The organism is Shewanella sp. ZOR0012, assembly GCF_000798835.1.
Lineage (GTDB): Bacteria > Pseudomonadota > Gammaproteobacteria > Enterobacterales > Shewanellaceae > Shewanella > Shewanella xiamenensis.
The window spans coordinates 115,028-135,074 of the sequence record NZ_JTLE01000094.1; the positions used below are offsets into that span (position 1 = coordinate 115,028).

A 20,047-nucleotide genomic window follows, 5' to 3' on the forward strand; every position below is an offset into this window, starting at 1 on the left:
TGCTTTCCTGAACGAACAAAATCTAATCTCGAAACGTCAACACGCCCTAATGTCACTCACATTGCATAGCAATGGAGTGACGTTAAACAAAAATAAATGGGATAAACAAGGATGAAATTGAATATAGGATAGCGCCGTTTCCCTTAAAGTATCGCGTCCGTTTTTAACCAATTAAGCTAGTTCACTATCCTTTAGCCGCAGTTAAGCCGACTAAAATACCCTGGCGGGTGGCCAATCCAATGCTTAAAGGATTGACGGAAATGGCTCACATCGCTGTAGCCTAAGGTCTCGGCAATCGCCTCAATATCTAGCTTGTTGGCTAAAATCAACTCGACCGCACGTTGGCAGCGCACCTGATCAACGAGACGCTGATAACTCGATCCCAGCTGAGCAAGTTTACGCCGAAAACTGCGGTCGCTCATATGCAGCTGCGCCGCCATTTCATCCAAATGAAGTACATGGGGAAAATGTGCGCGGATCGCTATCAATACGGTTTCGATAAAGGAGGTGGTAAAAGCTGAAGGCGTTACCTCTGCAAATTTAGGGAAAGGATAGTTTATTGCAAGAGCAAGATAATCAAGGGAAATACTCCATTCGTAATATTCGCAATTAAACTGCACTTTCGCACCCGTTGCCTCCTCTAAAAAACGGCAGTCTCGACCTGACTCAACCAAATTAATTTGACTTAGCGTTATCGCCTCCCCAGTCAGCTCTCTGGCGAGCCCCAATAGTGACCCAATACTGTGTAAAAACTGAAATCCGTATTGTGCTTTATCAATACGACCCGTATTAAGCCAACGAATGCAAACACTGTCATCTGTTAGACGTACCAAAGAATCAGTAAAACTACCAACTAAACTCGGGTGATTAATCACAAACTGTAAGCAGGCCTGCAATGAGCTAAGTTGAGCAAGATGGGGCAACAATACATCTAAGCTACTCACCCGATAACTCAGCCCTAATTTAGTACCAATATCGGGATCTCCACCCTGTAAGCGTAAAAACTCCATCGCATATTCCACCTGCCAGACAAAGACAAACTGGCAATGATTAAGCTCAGTCCGGCCAACACCAATATGACCACAGACTTGCTGTAAGGCTTTTTCGCCTAACTGTGAGGCAATAAAGTCGAGAATATTACGCAGCTCAAATGCGGGATAGGTTTGATCGCCTACCATCAGGTTCGTCTTGTAATCGACGCGCTGTAACATGGAATATCCTTAATGTGATTTGTTCAGCTTTTAATTCCCTAGGTGATTAGTTGTATAAGATCTCGCTTATTTTGAATAGTCTTAAACCAAACTTAATGTTAAAAAAATGTATTATTTCATTTCGCGCCCAAACAAAACAAAAACGCCTGCATATTCGCAGGCGTTTTCATCTGTATTAAGTCAGTGCGTCGGCTTACATGGGACGATTTTTCTCAACTAATCGATTAAAAATCGCATTTACCGACAGGGACGCACCATGGGCGATTTTATCGGCTAGTTTCTTGCGCACCTGATAACGCAGCTTATACACGGTACGTTCGCCCGCTAACTGCATTAACACATCATCACTGGTTGAAATCGCATCGATAAGGCCTAATTCAATCGCCTGTTGACCGTACCAATGTTCACCAGTGGCCACCTTTGCTAAATCGAGCTGAGGACGATATTTGGTTACAAAAGCTTTAAACAGCTCATGGGTTTCTTCGAGCTCCTGTTGGAACTTCTGTCTGCCCTCGTCAGTATTTTCGCCAAAGATGGTCAAGGTGCGCTTAAAGTCACCGGCTGTGTGTTGCTCATAATCAATTTCGTGCTTTTTCAGCAAACGGTTGAAGTTAGGCAACTGAGCAACCACACCGATAGAACCCACGATAGCGAATGGCGCGGCATATATTTTATTGGCGACACAGGCCATCATATAACCACCACTGGCGGCAACTTTATCCACGCAAATCGTTAATGGGATCTCGGCCTGACGCAGACGATCGAGCTGGCTCGATGCCAATCCATAACCATGCACCATGCCACCGCCACTTTCGACATTGACAATAACTTCATCATCCTTTTCGGCGATGGTTAAAATCGCGCTGATTTCTTCGCGCAGAGAAGCCACTTCGGCGGCATCAATACTGCCTTTAAAATCAATGACAAAAACCTTGCCTTTGTGGTCTTCTTCGGCCGCTTTTTCCTTCGCCTTTTCGTCTGCTTTCAGCTGTTTTTCGTAGGCTTTAAACTGCTTCTTCGTCAGCAGTTCCTCCTTCAAACTGTGCTTTAGTTCTTCCAGTTCTTCTGAAAGGTTAGTGATCCTCAGTTCACCTTTATCCGATTTGTGCTTCACAGTGGACGCGAGGACGACAATAATCACAGCAACAATCGCAACAACAATAGTCACAGCTTTGGCCAAAAACATGCCATATTCGTATAGAAATTCCAAAGTACTCTCCGTTGGGACCTAAGGTGATCCGGTTTAATGCGCGCTATTCTAACAGCCTAAAGCGCCATAAAAAAACCCAGCAAAGGCTGGGTTTTTAGGATTTAACTCGGATTAGTTAGGACAAGTCGCGATCACACTTGGATCAGTGACGTAAATAGTGGCCTCACCTTTACCCGCAGTCGATGCATAGGTGGCTACTTGAGTCTGCATCTCTACCGTTGCCGCAGCTGCCATACCATCTGTAGAACTCTTCTCACTTGGGTCAACAATAGAACTGTGATGACCCTTGGCAAAACGCACCACACCAAGCCCTTTCGTCGTAGCATCGACGCAAGGTAAACCCATTGCCGAGATCAGCGGTTCAGTACCTGATAATGGGAAGTTATCGACACTATTAGGTAACACTTGATCCGCTAAGTTACCATTACCATCACCGGCGACTTCAATTAAGTGCACAGGTAATCCTGTTGCTTTTAACATGCCAGCATGGTTAACCGGATCTGCTGAGTCCACCGCCGTTTGCACAGCAAAGGCAAAAGTAGGAATAAATTGTGCGTAAACAGCCTGAACTAATGCCGCATATTCAGGGCTGCCTGGCTCATATCCTGCTGTATTAGCCTTATCGACTAAAGCTTTGAATGTCGCCGAAGCAGTGACATTATTAAACAGTACGGGACCGAAGGTGGCTGAACCGGCAAAAGCGCCAGCTAAACCACCAGCAGGAGCAACCAAAGAAGCCGCATTAATCACATAAGGGTTAGGTAAGGCTTCACCCGTGGTTGGATTTCTCATCCCCGTGCTGGCATAGGTAGCAAAATCGGTTCCCACAATCGCACCTAAACTTAACCCCTGCGCACTAATCTTAGATACATCAAATACTTGTGGTTGATTAGCCTGCGCAAGTCCTTGTGCTAAGCCAGTTAAGGCTAAACGCACGCCAAGGTGATCCATGGTTGCCTGACGGAAGTTATCTCGCACAGATAGTGTGCTTGAGATATTGACAAAGACTAACGGATTACCATTTTTAAAGGCATCCGGAGTACCAATCACATTGCCAAAAGAGGGATCGGTTGCCGAAACTTCGTAAATACCATCCCCGTTAGCATCGAATGAACGAGCACCATGTAAAGGCATATCGATAGCTACCGTTGCCACGCCCATGGCCGCATAAGAACCCGCATAAGCTAAAGACATTTCCTTACCGCCACCTAAACCATGCAGCGCAATCGTGATTGGCCAGCCTGACGTTGGTGGTGTAAAGGTTAAGCCTTGCTGCTGATAGAAGGCTGCGAGTTTAGTGGCATTAGGCATAGAAATCAGTACAGGTACCGTTTCATAACCTTTAATCGCAGGGATTGGGTTAAATTTGGTCAAATGTTTGGTTTTATCAACCGCAGTACCATCGTCTAATAGCCAGGTTTTACCTGCCATTAGCGAAGGATTAGCTAATGCATCAGCGGGGTTAGCAATACCATTAGCGACAGCCTGCATACCAAAGTTAGTTTGGCTTAAGGTACCCGCTTGCAGCGCTAATAGCACAGAAACTGGGCTATCGCCTTGGGCTTTCCAACTCCCATTTATTAATGGTTTACCTTCTGCAGATAAACAACTGACAGAAGAACAATCACCGTAAATCGGCAGTTTAATTTTTGCAGTATAAACATCCGCTAAATTTGAAACCACGTAAGCCATACCATCTGCTGGTTTTAATCCCGCAGCCTGAGCCACAGTTAACCCAGTAGGAGTCGGCATTTGTGCAAAACTAGGTGCATAGGGAGCGCCCCTCGCCATCAACAGTTTTGTGGTTTCATAAACATTTGCGACTGATTGAGTAGTGAACAAGCCAGAGTAGGTAATTGTTGAGGTATCAACATTATGTGCAGCAGCAATCCCCTTCTCATAACTATTGATTAAGGTTTGCAACATCAGTTGATCTGGCGTTTCTAGAGGCAGCGTATTGATATCCATCTTCAACGTACCATAGGTTGTTGAAGGGGCAATGCCGCGTCCCTCTGAATCCTGAATTAACTTAGTGGTCGCATAAATATAAGACTGACCCGCTTTAAGCGGTTTTAGTGGAATAATGACGACTTTATTGCCTGAGGCAGTAGAAACAAAGTCCACACCAAATTGTAATTCAGCCCCTACTTTACAAGCTGATACTGACGGTTTGGCTTTACACTCAGGATCAGAGGACAAGGCGCCCCCCACGGTAGCCTCAAACATTCTTACCGCGCCCGGCTGGGCAACAGATGCCGCCATCAGGGTGAGCTGGGTGCCATCATGATCTTTTGCTAAATCGATATCGATTGAAATGGGCGACGTAGTTGACCATCCATCTAATGCACCGAGTGCAATCTGAGGATCGGTATAATTACCAGAACTTTCACCCGGTATAGATAAAGTACCATCCTTAGTGCCGCTGAACAGGAGGTCATTTGGCAAAGGAACTTTAGAGTTAGCAGGGTCGAATACCATATGGGATTCAGGGATGAGCGGCTCCGTCTTATCCTTGAGTTCGTTATAACTGTCCTCGCCACATCCTGTGAGGCCCAGTGCTGATGCAATCGCAACACACAAAATGAGTCTTTTCATTTTTTTTCCCCAAATCTTGTTGTAATAGTTTTGTTTTCCCCAAGAAATTAGTCACAATAGCGCAAAAGCTATGACTAATAGGGCTTATGTTAGCCCCTAACTCATTTCAAGTTAACGTAAAAATATTGAGTTAGCCACAAGTTTGTCACAAAGATTTTAGCTATTTATAACAAAGTTTCATTCATTTGTTTGAAACATGCGTTTAGCAGTTCAGCGACTCTAGAAGTGGCGGGCATTTTCGCCAAGAGGAATAAAAGGCTCATGTTGGAATATCAAGCAGCAAAAGATTTACTTAAAGGTAAAACTATTTTAGTCACTGGTGCAGGAGCAGGCATTGGTCGCGCGGCGGCTATCGAATTTGCCAAGCATGGCGCCACGGTAATTTTACTCGGTAAAACCGTTAAAAAACTCGAAGCCGTTTACGATGTTATCGAGCAAGCGGGTTATCCGATGCCAGCCATTGTGCCACTGGATTTAAAAGGTGCGACCGAACAAAACTACCGTGATATGGCCGACACGATCAGCGAACAGTTCGGCCATTTAGATGGTTTACTGCATAATGCCAGTTTACTCGGCGCCCTCGGTCCGTTTGAACACATCGATATTCCTTCACTTGAAGATGTACTTAAAGTCAATGTCACCGCACAAGTGATGCTAACCAAGGCATTACTGCCAGTGCTACGCCAAGCACCAAGTGCCTCGATTATTTTCACCTCAAGCAGTGTTGGTCGTCAGGGCCGCGCCTACTGGGGGCCCTATGCCTTCTCGAAATTTGCCACCGAAGGCATGATGCAGGTACTCGCCCACGAATGTGATGGCACTTCAGTCCGCGTGAACAGCATTAACCCAGGCGCAACGCGCACCGAAATGCGTGCTAAAGCATACCCTGCCGAAAATCCATTGGATTTAAAAACGGCCGAAGAAATCATGCCGACTTACCTGTATTTAATGGGACAGGACTCTAGCGATATAAACGGTCAGCAATTCAATGCCCAGTAAGTAAGACTCACTAAACGCTGTGGTATAAAAGTAAAGGGAACCGAATGGTTCCCTTTACTTTTACTCAGTCGCTGAGTCTAATTTTAGCAAAGTAAATCATCGTTTTAGACTTCTCTTGCAAGTTATCACTTTGGACTTGAATATTATCGGGAACCGATACCTGCTCGTGACTTGAATAATAACTCACCCAAAGATGATCACCTTTCAGAACAATGCCAGCATAACTAGTATCGCCCTGCGAAGGTAACGTGAGCCTCTCATGAATAGCGCCCGTATCTTGATTTATTTCAATAAGTGCAGTGCGAATGTTCCCTTCATAAAGACGTACAACCGCCATCAAACGGGATTGATAGACAAACAGCACTGGCCCGCCAATGCGTTTATCGAGTGTTTGCCAAGTCCATTGCTTGAAAGGTGGCAAGCTGTGACCCAGTAAACCTAAAAACTCGTCACTCCACACGGGATCGCGCCTTAATAAACAAAAACAACTCCCTTGGTGAAATACAAGCGAACTTTCATTTACATAACCTTGGTCATTAAAAACAGGCATCCAAGGTTTAAAGAGCTGTCCATCGTCACTTTTGTAGAAACGGGTATCTCCATCAGGCCCCGCCCGATATCCCACACCATAGAGTGCATCTTGATGCTCAGTTAAACGCCATAACCAGTAACCTTTATCAGCTACCGCCTGTGGTTCGGACCAATGTACGCCATCCTTTGAGCGCCAAAGATAGGACTGTAAACCTGATTTATCGTGCTGAGTACCGCCACCCAATAGCAACAACTCACCTCGAAATTCAATTAATTTGCCATCCCGTAAATCAGCATGAGCCGAAGTCAGCAGCGCCACACTTTGCCAATTTTCCCCGGCATCATAGGAGCAAAGAATACGTAAAGCGCCATCAGGAGATACGTGAGCAGAGCCTTCTCGAAATACACAAAATAATGCCCCTTGGTATAACACCAGATCGGTAAAAGCATTATGCTCACCTTGCGCCCAAATTCGCTTGACCGATATTAATTCCATGGTTCATCTCCTCGTCATCTTTAGGCTTGTTGTTATAGCATAACCATAGGCTACAGAAAGCAAAAAAGGCCGCAAGCGGCCTTTTAACTGGGTAACATAAACCGATTAGCTACGTTGACGCGTTGGCTTCGGTTTACCCGTTGAGGTGACTTTATGCTTACGTACAGCGCGGCGAATTTTGGCACTCTTCACCTGCGCACGGGCCACGCTGTGTTTATCTGCGGCCAGCATAGTACGAGTTTCAGGTTCAAGGCCCGCTAATTGGCGCAGGTAGTTAACTTGCTCAATGGGCAATTCAATCCAACCACCACGGGGTAAGGATTTAGGTAATTCCACCATACCATAGCGCACACGGATAAGACGGCTAACTTGCACCTCTTGGGATTCCCATAAACGGCGCACTTCACGGTTACGGCCTTCACGTAAACACACGTGCCACCATTGGTTCATACCCTCACCACCCGCGGCTTTAATGGCATCAAACTGCGCCATACCGTCTTCTAACATCACGCCGGTACGCAGACGTTGTACCGCAGCCTCTGGCACTTCACCAAAGGTACGCACTGCGTATTCGCGTTCAACTTCGTTAGAGGGATGCATCAAACGGTTTGCCAATTCACCATCAGAGGTAAACAGCAATAGGCCTGAAGTGTTGATATCCAGACGGCCTACCGCAACCCAGCGCGAATCACGCACTTTAGGCAAGCGGTCAAACACGGTTGGACGACCTTCAGGGTCTTTACGGCTACAAATCTCACCTTCGGGTTTGTGATAGGCCAGCACGCGGCAAATCACATCATCGGCGGACTTGAGCGATATGGCTCGACCATCGATACGTACTTTTGCATCAGCTTCGATACGATCGCCAAGATTGGCAATCACGCCATCAATACTAACTCGGCCTGCAGCAATCCATGCCTCCATCTCACGACGGGAGCCATGGCCTGCACGGGCCAAGACTTTCTGCAATTTTTCACTCATTAGTATCTTGCTCTTCTGACTGTTCAGGCGTTACTTTCAAACCCGAAAATACCGCCTGCAATGACTCAGTATCCGTAAGCGCGGGTAAATCCGCGAGGGTATCTAAGCCAAAATAGGCTAAAAATTCTAAGGTCGTGGCGTAGAGTGCGGGTCGCCCCGGGACTTCTTTATGGCCAACGACTTTAATCCAATGTCTATCTGACAAACTTTTGATGATGTGACTACTAATGGCCACACCACGCACCTGCTCAATATCACCACGGGTCACAGGTTGACGATAGGCGATCACCGCCAGAGTCTCTAATGTTGCCCGCGAATACTTAGGTGCTTTTTCCTGCCACAGGGGTTGCAAAAACGGACTCAGGACTTCCAAGGTCTGGAAGCGATAACCTCCAGCCACTTTCACAAGTTGAACACCCCGTTCCTGATAATCCTGTTGCAACTCGTCCAATGCGGCTTTGATTTTGTCTCTGGAAACACTGAAATCCGCCAACACGGTTTCTTTCAACATTTTCACCGACAAGGGTTTCCCCAATACAAACAGACTCGCTTCAATAAGCTGTTTTAATTGAATTGGATTTATCTGCATCAATTAATAGGCCTTTACATAAATAGTTGAAAACGGCTCTGTTTGGTACAATTCCACTAATAATTCTTTGACCAATTCCATTAGCGCTAAAAAGGTCACCACCACACCGGCGCGGCCTTCTTCGACACTGAATAAACGCTCAAAGGGCGTAAACGTCTCGCTATTAAGCATGGCTAAAATTTGGCTCATGCGCTCGCGGGTCGATAACTGTTCACGCTTAACATGATGATCTTCATTGGCATCGATACGTTTAAGCACCTCGCCAAAGGCGCGGGCGATTTCAAATAACGATACATCAGGCGGGATCACCAAAGGTTTGATATTTGGTGAAGGTGCCGCGATTGCTTGAAACACATCGCGTTCAAGCCGAGGTAAATCATCAATTTTTTGCGAGGCTTCCTTGATTACCTCATAGGCCTTCAATTGACGGATCAACTGAGCCCGTGGATCTTCTTCCACCTCATCTTCCGCCACCATACGCGGCAGCAGCAGACGGGATTTAATCTCGGCCAGTGTAGCCGCCATGACCAAATAATCCGAGGCCAGTTCAATACGCGCCTGAGTGAGCATCGCGATATATTCTAAATATTGCGCGGTGATCTGAGAAATGGGTAAATCGACAACATCTAATTTTTGCTTACGGATCAGATACAAAAGTAAGTCTAGCGGCCCTTCAAAGGACTCCAAGAACACTTCCAACGCCTCAGGTGGAATAAACAAATCCTGCGGCATTTCGGTCATCGCCTGACCACGAACAACGGCTAAGGGTAAACTTTGTTGCGTGCCCTGCATCCGCTATCCCCATGTAAAACAATCACCTTGAAAACGCCATTCCCAAGCAAACAGTATCAGTCTCATTAAGTCGAGTTGACTCGCTTCTTCGCAAACGCGCGATTATACCCGTAATTTAGTGGCGATAAAACTGCCAAATGACGGTTTTATCGGGCTAACATACGCTGCCACACACTATCGCTAAGACAAACCTGATTTTACAGAAACGGAGTCACATCCCCAGCGCCTTCACGCAGGACTTCGAACCCATCTTCCGACATATCGATGACAGTGGTTGGCTTTTCACCTAAATAACCACCATGAATAATCACATCCACTTGATGCTCTAACAGGTCGCGAATATGTTCAGGGTCCGACTCGGCAAATTCTGCGTTTGGCATCACTAAACTGGTCGACATCAACGGCGCATCTAACGCCTCGAGCAGTGCTAAGGCAATCACATTGTCTGGCACGCGGATACCAATGGTTTTTTTCTTGTCATTTTGCAGACGACGGGGCACTTCCTTACTCGCCTTAAAAATGAAAGTGTACGGCCCTGGCGTGCAACTTTTTAGGATGCGATAGGCCTGATTATCCACCTTGGCGTAGGTCGCTAATTCAGATAAGTCACGGCACATTAACGAGAAATTATGATCGTGTTCGATTTGACGAATGCGAGTAATGCGCGTCATTGCGTCTTTCTCACCGATCATGCAACCGAGGGCATAACCCGAATCGGTTGGATACACAATTACGCCGCCGGACTTCAGCACAGCCACGGCTTGACTAATCAAACGTGTCTGTGGATTTACTTCGTGTACATAAAAAAATTGACTCATGGTCGTTCCATCCAAGATCCCGACTGCCAGACCCAATCAATACCTTGAGGCTGGTAGAGATTTTTACCTAATTCAATCCAATTGCTTGGAAAGTGAAAATCACTTCCTATCGATGCAAGCAACTGATTTTGGACACTCAGCGCCACTAAATTGGCCCTATCATCCACCGTTTGCTGGCCGAGCACCACTTCCATGGCATCCCCGCCTGCTTCTTTAAATTCTCGCACTAAACGCTTTAACCACTTGGCAGACAGCTTATAACCACTCGGATGTGCCAATACCGCGAGCCCGCCCGCGTTGTGGATCACCTTAATTGCGCTGGCCATATCGCCCCAATTATTGGGCACATAACCCGTCTTACCACGGGCTAAGTAACGCTTAAATACACTGGGCATATCCACCGCATAACCGTGATCGGCAAGCCAACGAGCATAGTGACCACGGCTTAACGCTGCGCCTGCCGCAATTGCTTTTGCGCCTTCATAGGCGCCTTCGATCCCGGCTTTAGCCAATCGATGGCCGATTTCTTCGGCACGAAGCTCACGTAAGTCACGCTGGTTTTCTAAAAACGTTAATAACTCTGTGTGGGTTTCATCAAAATTGAGCGCCACAATGTGAATATCGTAACTATTCCATCGGGTTGAAATCTCAACCCCAGAAATCAGCTTTAACGGTTCGGTCTGCGCTTGATTGAAGGCGCGGGCTTCACTTAAGCCTGCAACCGTATCGTGATCCGTTATCGCAAATAACTGCACGCCCTTTTCAAGGGCTCTGGCGACCAGCTCGGACGGCGTGAGATGACCGTCAGATGCGGTCGTGTGGCTGTGCAAGTCAGCCAAGATGCTTTGAGTATTCATGCCGTTATTGTACGTTAATTTAAGATGAAATGTGCATTTATCTCACACTTTATCCAGCAGGAACCGCATTTGACACAGTGAGTTAGCCACATGAATCCATCATTTTGAAAAATATTCAATTGACTTTCGCCTCAGGCTCATGTTTTCTATAGCTCAACTAACGAATTATTGAGACCCTTTTGAATGACCCATACTAACGCTTCTTTCAACATCATTTGGTGGTGGCACTTCCCAACGTAGCGGGTGGTGTGAAGCTCTGTGCTCATTTGAAAGTAACAGAATCAACAAAAGCCCGCAGAAATGCGGGCTTTTTTGTTGGTGCGAAAAATGTCTGCAACGCGGTAAACGGATAAAAGCGAGATAACAGCATGACCCTAAAGACATTTAATCAGGTTACCCAAGCCGACGGAGGGAATTTCCCCTCACCTCCGCAGACATTTGCACGTTCACATACGATCAAGGCCACCTTGGCATACCATAGCGATCCGCTGCGTTTGTACCAACACATCACTCAAGATGCGCCCCATACCATGTTGTTGGAATCAGCAGAAATAAACAGCAAGGAAAATCTTAAGAGCATGGTGATGACCCATGCGGCGCTGATGATCCGCTGCGACGGGTATTGTTTACGCTTTAGCGCACTGAGCGACAATGGTGCCAGTTTACTTGCCCCCATCGAGCAATTTTTTAGTGCTCGCTCAAGCCAAACTCAATGCCAACGCGATGGCCACAACTTAGTGGTCACGCTACAAAAAGACACTGAGCTTAAGGACGAAGATGCCCGCTTAAAGTCCACCTCGCCACTTGATGGTTTACGCTTGTTTGTTAAACATATCGACTGTGGTCAGACGCCAGCATTCGAAGACTTATTTTTAGGTGGCGTACTTTCCTACGATTTGATTGATACAGTGGAGCCACTGCCTAAAGCACCAAATGGTGCAAATGATTGCCCTGATTATTTATTTTATCTTGCCGAAACCTTAATTCTTATTGATCACAAGCAGAAACAAGCCGAAATCATCACCCACAATTTTAGTGAAGGTTCTGCAAAACTGGTTGAAGTGACCCAAGCCTTAGCCAAACGAGCTAGCCACATTAGCGCTGACTGCCAAACCTTAGCCAATGATATAGAACCTGCGCCCGCGCTGGTTGGGATAACAGCGACTGAGCAAGTCAATATCAGTGATGAGGCCTTTAAACAAACCGTTATCGATTTAAAAGAACACATTATTGCGGGCGATATCTTCCAAGTGGTGCCCTCACGCAGTTTTAGCCTGCCCTGCCCAAATACCTTAGGGGCTTACCGCGCACTACGTTTAACCAATCCCAGCCCCTATATGTTTTATTTCAGGGGCCATGACTTCACCCTGTTTGGTGCCTCGCCAGAGAGCGCGTTGAAATATGAAGCCAGCAATAATCAGGTCGAAGTCTACCCGATTGCAGGCACCCGTAAGCGCGGCAAAACCGCCAGCGGCGAGATTGATTTCGACCTCGATAGCCGTATCGAACTCGAATTGCGTTTAGATAAAAAAGAGCTCTCCGAGCACTTAATGTTGGTCGATTTAGCCCGTAACGATATCGCCCGTATCAGCCAAAGCGGCAGCCGCAAAGTGGCCGAGTTACTTAAAGTCGACCGTTATTCCCACGTGATGCATTTAGTCAGCCGCGTCACAGGTCAACTACGCCAAGACTTAGATGCACTCCACGCCTACCAAGCCTGTATGAATATGGGCACTCTGGTTGGCGCCCCGAAAGTGCGCGCCTCGCAACTCGTACGTCAGGCGGAAAAGACCCGCCGAGGCAGCTATGGTGGCGCAGTGGGTTACCTCAATGCCCTTGGGGATATGGACACATGTATCGTTATCCGCTCCGCCTTTGTGAAAAACGGTGTAGCCCATATCCAAGCGGGTGCTGGCGTGGTGTTTGATTCCGATCCCCAGAGTGAAGCCGATGAAACGCGCCAAAAGGCGCAGGCGGTGATTTCTGCCATCAAGATGGGCGCAGGCTTGGATGAAAGCCATCAAGCAACTGCGACCACTTCGACTGAACAACCAAGATAAGGAGCCTAAGATGAAACTCTATTTACTCGATAACTTCGACTCCTTTACCTACAACTTAGTCGACCAGTTTAGAAGCCTTGGCTGTGAAGTGGTGATCTACCGTAACGATGTTGCCGCCGACTATATTGCCGACAAGCTGTTGGCGGAAACCGAGCCTAGCGCCTTAGTCTTATCGCCAGGCCCAGGTGCGCCCCATGAAGCGGGCTCCATGATGGCGCTAATAGACAAAGTCGCGGGCAAAGTGCCTATGCTTGGGATCTGTCTAGGTCATCAAGCCATGGTGGAATATTACGGCGGTAAAGTGGAGCGCGCGCCTTTTGTCGTGCACGGTAAAGCCAGTCCCACCTTCCATAATGGTGAAGGCGTGTTTGCTAACTTACCTTCGCCCTTACCTGTCGCCCGCTACCACAGTTTAGTAGCCACAAAAGTACCTGATTGTCTTGATGTTATTGCCACCACAGAAGATATGCCTATGGCGATTTTGCATGCCGAGCACAGGGCAGTCGGTTTTCAGTTTCATCCCGAATCCATCTTAACGACCTTGGGCAGCACATTGTTAACCCAAACCTTAAGCTTTTTGACTCAAGACATCGCCCACAATACCGCAGGAGCGCAATAATGAATGCAACATCGATTCAGCCCCTGCTCGATATTTTGTTTCAGGGCAAGGCATTAACACGCGAGCAAACCGCCAGCCTCTTTAGCACCCTTATCCAAGGTGAAATGAATGAAACCGTGATGGCGGGCATGTTAATGGCGCTTAAAGTTCGCGGTGAAACCATTGCCGAAATCAGTGGCGCCGCCGATGCGATGCGCGCAGCCGCTAAGCCTTTCCCCTATCCAGCTTCAAGCCGTAGCCAAGGGATTATCGATATCGTCGGTACCGGCGGCGATGGTTTTAATACCATTAATATTTCCACCACTGCCGCCTTTGTCGCCGCAGCTGCTGGCGCCAAGGTTGCAAAACACGGTAATCGTTCCGTCTCGAGCAAATCGGGCTCGTCAGATTTACTCGCCCAATTTGGCATCGATTTAACTATGTCACCCGAGCTGGCGGGCCGCTGCCTCGAATCACTCAATCTGTGCTTCCTGTTTGCGCCCCACTACCATGGCGGTGTCAAACATGCAGTGCCTGTGCGCCAAGCCCTGAAAACTCGCACCTTATTCAATGTGTTAGGGCCATTGATTAACCCAGCGCGCCCAGAATTTATGTTGCTTGGGGTATATAGCCCAGAGCTAGTGACGCCTATCGCCCGCGTACTGCAAGCCCTTGGCACGCAAAGAGCCATGGTGGTACATGGCAGTGGTTTAGATGAAGTAGCGCTCCATGGCAGCACACAGGTCGCCGAACTCAAAGACGGTGAGATTATTGAATATCAATTAACACCGGCGGATTTTGGTGTGCCTCAAGCCCACATTACTGAGCTTGAAGGGGGCGAGCCTGCACAGAACGCCCAAATCACGCAATCGATTTTGCAAGGACAAGGCAGCGATGCCCACACCCATGCGGTTGCCATCAATGCGGGTTGTGCCTTATATCTGTGTGGCCTATCGGACTCAGTCAAAGCCGGCACCGCCCTTGCGCTCAATACCATAAAAAGCGGCAAAGCCTTTGAATTACTGAATCAACTCGCTAAAGTCAGCAGCGAAGCACAGGAATAATGACCATGGCACAGGTTCAACAACCCGACGCGCATCGCTCGGAAGATAATCAAGCATCGCAGGATGTAAGGGGTAGCATGCAAACCAGTACCGCAAAAGCCAACGTTTTAACCCGTATCGTCGATACTAAGGCCGCCCATATCGCCGCCCTTAAGTTGCGTTTTCCTGAAGACAGCTTAACCCCAAAAATCTCGGACCGTAGTCTATTTGCCGCCTTAAAAGCCCCGAAGGCGGGTTATATTTTAGAGTGCAAAAAAGCCAGTCCATCCAAAGGCTTAATCCGTAAAGACTTTGATGTCGAAGCCATCGCCTCGATTTATGCCAAGTATGCTGCGGGGATTTCGGTATTAACCGATGAGCAATTTTTCCAAGGGGATATGGACTATATCCCGAAAGTGCGGGCAAAAGTGAGCCAACCAATTCTGTGTAAAGACTTTTTTGTTGATGAATATCAAATCAAATTAGCGGCTCATCAGGGTGCCGATGCGATTCTGTTGATGCTTTCAGTGCTCGATGATGAGCGATATCAACAACTTGCCAACGAGGCGGCCAAGTATCAACTCGATGTGCTGACCGAAGTCAGCAATGAAGAAGAACTGAAACGCGCCATCGTCTTAAATGCACCTATTATTGGCATTAATAACCGCAACTTACGAGATTTAAGTACCGATTTAGCCACCACCGAAGCCCTTGCGCCGCACATCGGCAGCGATCGCGTGGTGATCAGCGAATCGGGCATTTACACTAACGAGCAAGTGCGCCGCTTAAGTCCGTTAGTCGATGGCTTCTTGGTCGGGAGCTCGATTATGGCCGAAGAAGACATTGATTTAGCCTGCCGTAAATTGATCTTCGGTCACAATAAAGTCTGCGGTCTCACCCGCCTTGAGGATATTCAAGCTGCAGCCACTGCGGGCGCAGTTTATGCTGGACTCATTTTTGCTGAAAAATCACCACGAGCACTCACAAAAGATGCCGCCAAACAGTTAGTCGAGCAATACCGTGCCGCCAACTTGCCCGCCATTGAGTTTGTCGGGGTGTTCGTTAACAGCGAGCCAGAGCTAATCGCAAGTATCGCCAAAGCATGTGATTTAGCCGCAGTGCAACTGCACGGCAATGAAACCGAGTTAGAAATTACTGAGCTAAGCCAATTGTTACAACAGGCAGGACTGAACACCCAAATTTGGAAGGCGGTCAGTGTTGATGCCCAAAGCAGCGAACTTGCTGCTATGCCAAGAGGTGTGCAGCGTTATCTCTTCGATAGCAAGAATGACGCAGGTTTTGGTGGTACTGGCCAAGCCTTTGATTGGCAACTCCCCATTGCCCATAAAGCCGAGGCCATGCTCGCGGGTGGCCTCAATGCGGACAATGCTGCCCGTGCCAATGCTCAAGGGTTTTACGGTTTAGATTTTAACTCTGGCCTCGAAACCGCCCCTGGCATTAAGTCGGCAGAGAAGATCCAAGCGGCATTTAGTCAATTACGACTCTAGACCAGCTTTTATAAAAAACTGTGCAAAGCACAGGCAAGCAAGAATTGAAACTCGATGGCGTTAACCTAAACCGCAATCGAAACAAATAAATAGGATAAGGAACAAGGTATGTCACAGTTAAAGCTTAACCCTTATTTCGGCGAATACGGTGGTATGTATGTACCGCAGATTTTAGTCCCCGCCCTCAAGCAACTTGAGAGTGCTTTTGTCGACGCACAAACCGATGAGTCCTTCCAAGCCGAGTTTACCGACTTACTGAAAAACTACGCCGGTCGCCCCACGGCACTCACCTTAACCCGCAATTTAAGTCCCAATCCCATGGTTAAAATCTACCTCAAGCGGGAAGATTTACTCCACGGCGGCGCCCATAAAACCAACCAGGTATTGGGCCAAGCATTATTGGCTAAACGTATGGGTAAAAAGGAAATTATTGCCGAAACGGGTGCAGGCCAACACGGTGTTGCCACCGCCCTTGCCTGTGCGCTGCTGGGATTAAAATGCAAAGTGTATATGGGCGCGAAAGACGTTGCCCGCCAATCACCTAACGTATTTAGAATGCGGCTGATGGGCGCCGAGGTTATCCCTGTAACCTCTGGTTCTGCCACCTTGAAAGACGCCTGTAACGAGGCGATGCGCGACTGGTCTGGCAGTTACGAAAAAGCCCACTATCTGCTCGGCACAGCTGCTGGACCACATCCGTTCCCGACCATAGTGCGTGAATTTCAACGTATTATTGGTGAAGAAACCAAAAAACAAATACTTGAGCGCGAAGGTCGCCTGCCCGATGCGGTCATCGCCTGTGTCGGCGGCGGCTCCAATGCTATCGGGATGTTTGCCGACTTTATTGATGAAGCCGATGTAGAGCTGATTGGCGTCGAGCCTGCGGGTAAAGGTATTGATACCCATATGCACGGCGCGCCGCTAAAACATGGTAAAACCGGGATTTTCTTTGGTATGAAAGCCCCATTGATGCAGGACAGTGAAGGCCAAATCGAAGAGTCTTACTCGATTTCAGCAGGATTAGACTTTCCCTCGGTCGGCCCACAGCATGCCCATTTGAACGCCATCGGCCGTGCCCGCTATGAATCGGCCACCGATGATGAAGCCCTAGAAGCCTTCCAATTACTGGCTCGCAGCGAAGGGATTATTCCGGCGCTCGAATCGGCCCACGCCCTAGCCTATGCAATGCGTCTGGCGAAAGAGTGCACCAAAGAGACCATTTTGGTTGTCAACCTCTCAGGCCGAGGCGATAAGGATATTTTCACTGTGTCAGACATTTTAAACGGTAAAGAGGAATAACTAAGATGAGCAGCATTTCAAACCAAACTATCCCTCATCAAGCTGGCCGTTATCACGCCGCTTTTAGCCGTTTAAAAGCCGAAGGCCGCGGCGCCTTTGTGCCTTTTGTCACCTTAGGCGATCCAAGCCCTGAGCTGTCACTGAAAATTATCGACACCTTAGTGCAAAACGGTGCCGATGCGCTGGAGTTAGGCTTTCCTTTCTCCGATCCGCTCGCCGATGGCCCCGTGATCCAAGGCGCAAATCTCAGAGCCTTAGCCGCGGGTACAACACCAACAGCCTGCTTTGAATTGCTGGCCAAGATCCGCGCTAAATACCCTGAACTTCCAATTGGGTTATTGCTGTATGCGAACCTCGTATTCGCCAATGGCATAGATGCTTTTTATGCCAAAGCGCAGCAAGCGGGCGTGGATTCAGTGTTAATTGCCGATGTGCCAGTTGAAGAAGCCGCACCATTTATTCAAGCGGCCAAAGCCCATGGCATTGCGCCAATTTTTATTGCGCCGCCCAATGCCGACAGTGACACCCTTGCGAAGGTCAGCCAAAGTGGTGAAGGCTATACCTATCTATTGTCCCGCGCTGGCGTAACAGGTACAGACACTAAGGCAGGTACGCCCGTTGAAGAAATTTTAGCTAAGCTGCAAGCATTTAATGCGCCGCCACCGCTATTAGGCTTTGGGATTGCAGAGCCTGCTCAAGTGAGCGCCGCCATCAAAGCAGGCGCCGCGGGTGCGATTTCTGGCTCAGCCGTAGTTAAAATTATCGAAACCTATCAACAAGATGAAGTGAAACTACTAGCAGCATTAGGCGATTTTACCCGCGCGATGAAAGCGGCAACCTAATCTATTCATCTGAATAACATCCCGATTTAGGGCCAAATCAGCAGAGTTGGCCCTTTTTTATATATTCCCCATAGCAGTAACAACCATAACTAGCACAGAATCAACGGTATCTTAAAACTGTCAAACCCAAGGCTTATATTAGGATCTGTGTCTCATGCGTTTACGAGATAAATGTTAATATAGCGCAAATAATATCGACGCTTTTGTTATGGTAAATGGACTTTATATGCAGTATCGGATCTATATTCTCGACGTCACACCTTGGGGCTGTGGTTTTCAAGGTGAAGTCGCTGCCCAATGGGATAATGGCGCTCCAGTGTGGTTTTACTATCAAGGCAATGATCAACAAGCTAAGCAACGTTTCCCCGTCAATCAATGGGTGACGGTTGAACTGTTTGGCCGTTTAGCCAAGGCAAATTTGCAAACCGACATTATTGAACATCGCCAAAGTCTGCAATTCCCCAAACATAATTGTCACTTTGAGGCCTCGGGACAAATTGTCGAAATCACCCAAACGCCTGATGATACTGTGTATTTACTGCAATCAAGTTTCACCCTACCCTTTGATAATGAACTCGGTACCTCACCAATTTCTCGCGGTCATTGGGTCAATGTTACCGGGGAATTATGGGCAACCAATTGGCAAGCCTAGGCGATAAAACGATTAGTTCTGATTATTCACCCAACGCAAAACGACCAGTATCGGTCTGTATCACCATAGCTTTTGCCGTGTTTTGCTCCTAAAATGGCGAACGGATTGCGCTTTGGGTTTACATAAATACATGTAAATCTTAAGCACTAATCAGCAAGCTCTTTCGCCTAAGTCACACCCTGTTGAGGTTTCCATGTCTAGCTTACACTCTGTACCAACAAATAAAAGCCGCACTATTTTTGGTACACCAAAGTTACCCGCAAAATACGCCACAGTTGTGATGCCATTTTTTCTTTCTATTTTAATGAGTTGCATCGTTTCTGGGATCAGTACTTTTAATGGTGTCGGCGCATCTGCACAATTTGTTGAGCTCTGGTTGAGCGCATGGTTTATCTCTTGGGTGGTGGCATTCCCGACTCTGCTGATGGTATTGCCCCTAGTGCGTAAACTTACCGCCGCTTTTGTGCAATTACCTTAGGCCTTTGCTTCTCCCTCTGCTTTTGACTCCACAAAAAGCCATTTTTAAGATGGCTTTTACGTTTGCTTATCCAATCTTTTATAGCTGACTAGCAGTGTTAATTGACGAACTAATTCGGATTTACAGTCGATTTACACTCAGCAGTTATTCGCACTTTCGTTGCCTCCTCAAAAGCCACTAAAAGCAATTAGGGCAAAATATCACCAACCAAAAAAACAACTTAATCAACTGTTTTTAAATAAATATTATTTTTGGTGATACATTTAGACACCTCTTAGACCTTCCTTCTTCCCCATTGATCAACTCACCGACAAACCGTATTTCAGCCTTTTATTTAACAGTCAAAAGTACGACTCATCCGACAAGCACTAAATGAGAATGATTTGCATTTGTAATTTTTATGATGCTAATTTATTCCTCGTTGCACTGAGCGAGTAATAGCAAAACAAGCGGTAAAGCTCCTGTTCGGCAGCACAAAAGAATGATTC

Annotated in this window: 18 protein-coding genes and 1 other annotated feature; of the genes, 9 read left to right on the forward strand and 9 right to left on the reverse strand. The window is 47.4% G+C overall.

The features are described from left to right. Positions 1-191: 191 nt before the first annotated feature. From L976_RS02395 to L976_RS02405, 3 genes are all read right to left on the reverse strand, one after another. Positions 192-1,211 (reverse strand): AraC family transcriptional regulator, encoded by a 1,020-nt coding sequence (locus L976_RS02395; RefSeq protein ID WP_047533842.1) that lies wholly within the window; start codon positions 1,209-1,211, stop codon positions 192-194. A gap of 193 nt (positions 1,212-1,404) precedes the next feature. Continuing rightward, entirely contained in the window at positions 1,405-2,421 is a 1,017-nt protein-coding gene (gene sohB / locus L976_RS02400) for a protease SohB (protein ID WP_047533845.1), read from the reverse strand. Between the two features lie 111 nt (positions 2,422-2,532). After that, on the reverse strand, positions 2,533-5,016 hold the full coding sequence (locus L976_RS02405) for a VolA/Pla-1 family phospholipase (RefSeq protein WP_047533849.1): 2,484 nt from the start codon (positions 5,014-5,016) through the stop codon (positions 2,533-2,535). A gap of 261 nt (positions 5,017-5,277) precedes the next feature. Between L976_RS02405 and L976_RS02410 the strand changes: the two genes are divergently transcribed. Continuing rightward, positions 5,278-6,015, forward strand: coding sequence for a YciK family oxidoreductase (locus tag L976_RS02410; RefSeq protein ID WP_037419993.1), 738 nt, complete (start codon positions 5,278-5,280; stop codon positions 6,013-6,015). Between the two features lie 64 nt (positions 6,016-6,079). On the opposite strand, the gene L976_RS02415 is transcribed toward L976_RS02410, so the two are convergent. From L976_RS02415 to rnm, 6 genes are all read right to left on the reverse strand, one after another. Then, on the reverse strand, positions 6,080-7,042 hold the full coding sequence (locus L976_RS02415; protein WP_047533854.1) for a hypothetical protein: 963 nt from the start codon (positions 7,040-7,042) through the stop codon (positions 6,080-6,082). Positions 7,043-7,147: 105 nt separating this feature from the next. Continuing rightward, positions 7,148-8,023, reverse strand: coding sequence for a 23S rRNA pseudouridine(2605) synthase RluB (gene rluB / locus L976_RS02420; protein ID WP_037419997.1), 876 nt, complete (start codon positions 8,021-8,023; stop codon positions 7,148-7,150). Then, on the reverse strand, positions 8,016-8,612 hold the full coding sequence (gene scpB / locus L976_RS02425; protein ID WP_037419998.1) for an SMC-Scp complex subunit ScpB: 597 nt from the start codon (positions 8,610-8,612) through the stop codon (positions 8,016-8,018). Before scpB ends, rluB begins: the two co-directional genes overlap by 8 nt. Before the next feature lie 3 nt (positions 8,613-8,615). Next, a complete protein-coding gene (locus tag L976_RS02430; protein ID WP_037420001.1) occupies positions 8,616-9,404 on the reverse strand; it encodes a segregation and condensation protein A in 789 nt (262 codons plus the stop codon). 197 nt (positions 9,405-9,601) lie between these two features. Beyond that, complete coding sequence (locus tag L976_RS02435; RefSeq protein WP_037420004.1) at positions 9,602-10,222, reverse strand: L-threonylcarbamoyladenylate synthase; 621 nt, start codon at positions 10,220-10,222, stop codon at positions 9,602-9,604. Beyond that, on the reverse strand, positions 10,219-11,079 hold the full coding sequence (gene rnm / locus L976_RS02440) for an RNase RNM (protein WP_037428606.1): 861 nt from the start codon (positions 11,077-11,079) through the stop codon (positions 10,219-10,221). The genes L976_RS02435 and rnm overlap by 4 nt, the downstream gene beginning before the upstream one ends. 210 nt (positions 11,080-11,289) lie before the next feature. Further along, positions 11,290-11,395, forward strand: a sequence feature (Trp leader region). A gap of 52 nt (positions 11,396-11,447) precedes the next feature. Here rnm and L976_RS02445 point away from each other — a divergent pair. The 8 genes from L976_RS02445 (at position 11,448) to L976_RS02480 (ending at position 19,559) form a co-directional block, all read left to right on the forward strand. Then, on the forward strand, positions 11,448-13,139 hold the full coding sequence (locus tag L976_RS02445) for an anthranilate synthase component 1 (protein ID WP_052183955.1): 1,692 nt from the start codon (positions 11,448-11,450) through the stop codon (positions 13,137-13,139). A 10-nt stretch (positions 13,140-13,149) separates the two neighbouring features. Next, positions 13,150-13,758 (forward strand): aminodeoxychorismate/anthranilate synthase component II, encoded by a 609-nt coding sequence (locus tag L976_RS02450; protein WP_037420014.1) that lies wholly within the window; start codon positions 13,150-13,152, stop codon positions 13,756-13,758. Next, positions 13,758-14,801 carry an anthranilate phosphoribosyltransferase gene (gene trpD / locus L976_RS02455; RefSeq protein ID WP_047533857.1) on the forward strand — a complete coding sequence of 348 codons (1,044 nt, stop codon included), beginning with the start codon at positions 13,758-13,760 and terminating at the stop codon, positions 14,799-14,801. Before L976_RS02450 ends, trpD begins: the two co-directional genes overlap by 1 nt. Before the next feature lie 77 nt (positions 14,802-14,878). Further along, positions 14,879-16,288, forward strand: coding sequence for a bifunctional indole-3-glycerol-phosphate synthase TrpC/phosphoribosylanthranilate isomerase TrpF (gene trpCF, locus L976_RS02460; protein ID WP_231570540.1), 1,410 nt, complete (start codon positions 14,879-14,881; stop codon positions 16,286-16,288). Between the two features lie 108 nt (positions 16,289-16,396). Next, a complete protein-coding gene (gene trpB / locus L976_RS02465) occupies positions 16,397-17,587 on the forward strand; it encodes a tryptophan synthase subunit beta (protein ID WP_047533860.1) in 1,191 nt (396 codons plus the stop codon). Between the two features lie 5 nt (positions 17,588-17,592). After that, entirely contained in the window at positions 17,593-18,429 is an 837-nt protein-coding gene (trpA, locus tag L976_RS02470) for a tryptophan synthase subunit alpha (protein ID WP_047533864.1), read from the forward strand. A 226-nt stretch (positions 18,430-18,655) separates the two neighbouring features. Beyond that, on the forward strand, positions 18,656-19,081 hold the full coding sequence (locus L976_RS02475) for a hypothetical protein (protein ID WP_037420023.1): 426 nt from the start codon (positions 18,656-18,658) through the stop codon (positions 19,079-19,081). Between the two features lie 193 nt (positions 19,082-19,274). Further along, positions 19,275-19,559: a DUF2798 domain-containing protein gene (locus tag L976_RS02480; RefSeq protein ID WP_037428620.1), complete on the forward strand. Its 285-nt coding sequence runs from the start codon at positions 19,275-19,277 to the stop codon at positions 19,557-19,559. The last annotated feature ends 488 nt before the right edge of the window (positions 19,560-20,047 follow it).

Bases quoted from the DNA above. Each gene is read 5' to 3' on its own strand.
- L976_RS02415 (WP_047533854.1), bottom strand. From the start codon at position 7,042: ATGGAATTAATATCGGTCAAGCGAATTTGGGCGCAAGGTGAGCATAAT.
- trpD (WP_047533857.1), top strand. From the start codon at position 13,758: ATGAATGCAACATCGATTCAGCCCCTGCTCGATATTTTGTTTCAGGGC.
- L976_RS02430 (WP_037420001.1), bottom strand. From the start codon at position 9,404: ATGCAGGGCACGCAACAAAGTTTACCCTTAGCCGTTGTTCGTGGTCAG.
- rnm (WP_037428606.1), bottom strand. From the start codon at position 11,079: ATGAATACTCAAAGCATCTTGGCTGACTTGCACAGCCACACGACCGCA.
- trpB (WP_047533860.1), top strand. From the start codon at position 16,397: ATGTCACAGTTAAAGCTTAACCCTTATTTCGGCGAATACGGTGGTATG.
- L976_RS02480 (WP_037428620.1), top strand. From the start codon at position 19,275: ATGTCTAGCTTACACTCTGTACCAACAAATAAAAGCCGCACTATTTTT.
- L976_RS02450 (WP_037420014.1), top strand. From the start codon at position 13,150: ATGAAACTCTATTTACTCGATAACTTCGACTCCTTTACCTACAACTTA.
- trpCF (WP_231570540.1), top strand. From the start codon at position 14,879: ATGCAAACCAGTACCGCAAAAGCCAACGTTTTAACCCGTATCGTCGAT.
- L976_RS02435 (WP_037420004.1), bottom strand. From the start codon at position 10,222: ATGAGTCAATTTTTTTATGTACACGAAGTAAATCCACAGACACGTTTG.
- L976_RS02445 (WP_052183955.1), top strand. From the start codon at position 11,448: ATGACCCTAAAGACATTTAATCAGGTTACCCAAGCCGACGGAGGGAAT.
- rluB (WP_037419997.1), bottom strand. From the start codon at position 8,023: ATGAGTGAAAAATTGCAGAAAGTCTTGGCCCGTGCAGGCCATGGCTCC.
- L976_RS02475 (WP_037420023.1), top strand. From the start codon at position 18,656: ATGCAGTATCGGATCTATATTCTCGACGTCACACCTTGGGGCTGTGGT.
- scpB (WP_037419998.1), bottom strand. From the start codon at position 8,612: ATGCAGATAAATCCAATTCAATTAAAACAGCTTATTGAAGCGAGTCTG.
- L976_RS02405 (WP_047533849.1), bottom strand. From the start codon at position 5,016: ATGAAAAGACTCATTTTGTGTGTTGCGATTGCATCAGCACTGGGCCTC.
- L976_RS02410 (WP_037419993.1), top strand. From the start codon at position 5,278: ATGTTGGAATATCAAGCAGCAAAAGATTTACTTAAAGGTAAAACTATT.
- L976_RS02395 (WP_047533842.1), bottom strand. From the start codon at position 1,211: ATGTTACAGCGCGTCGATTACAAGACGAACCTGATGGTAGGCGATCAA.
- trpA (WP_047533864.1), top strand. From the start codon at position 17,593: ATGAGCAGCATTTCAAACCAAACTATCCCTCATCAAGCTGGCCGTTAT.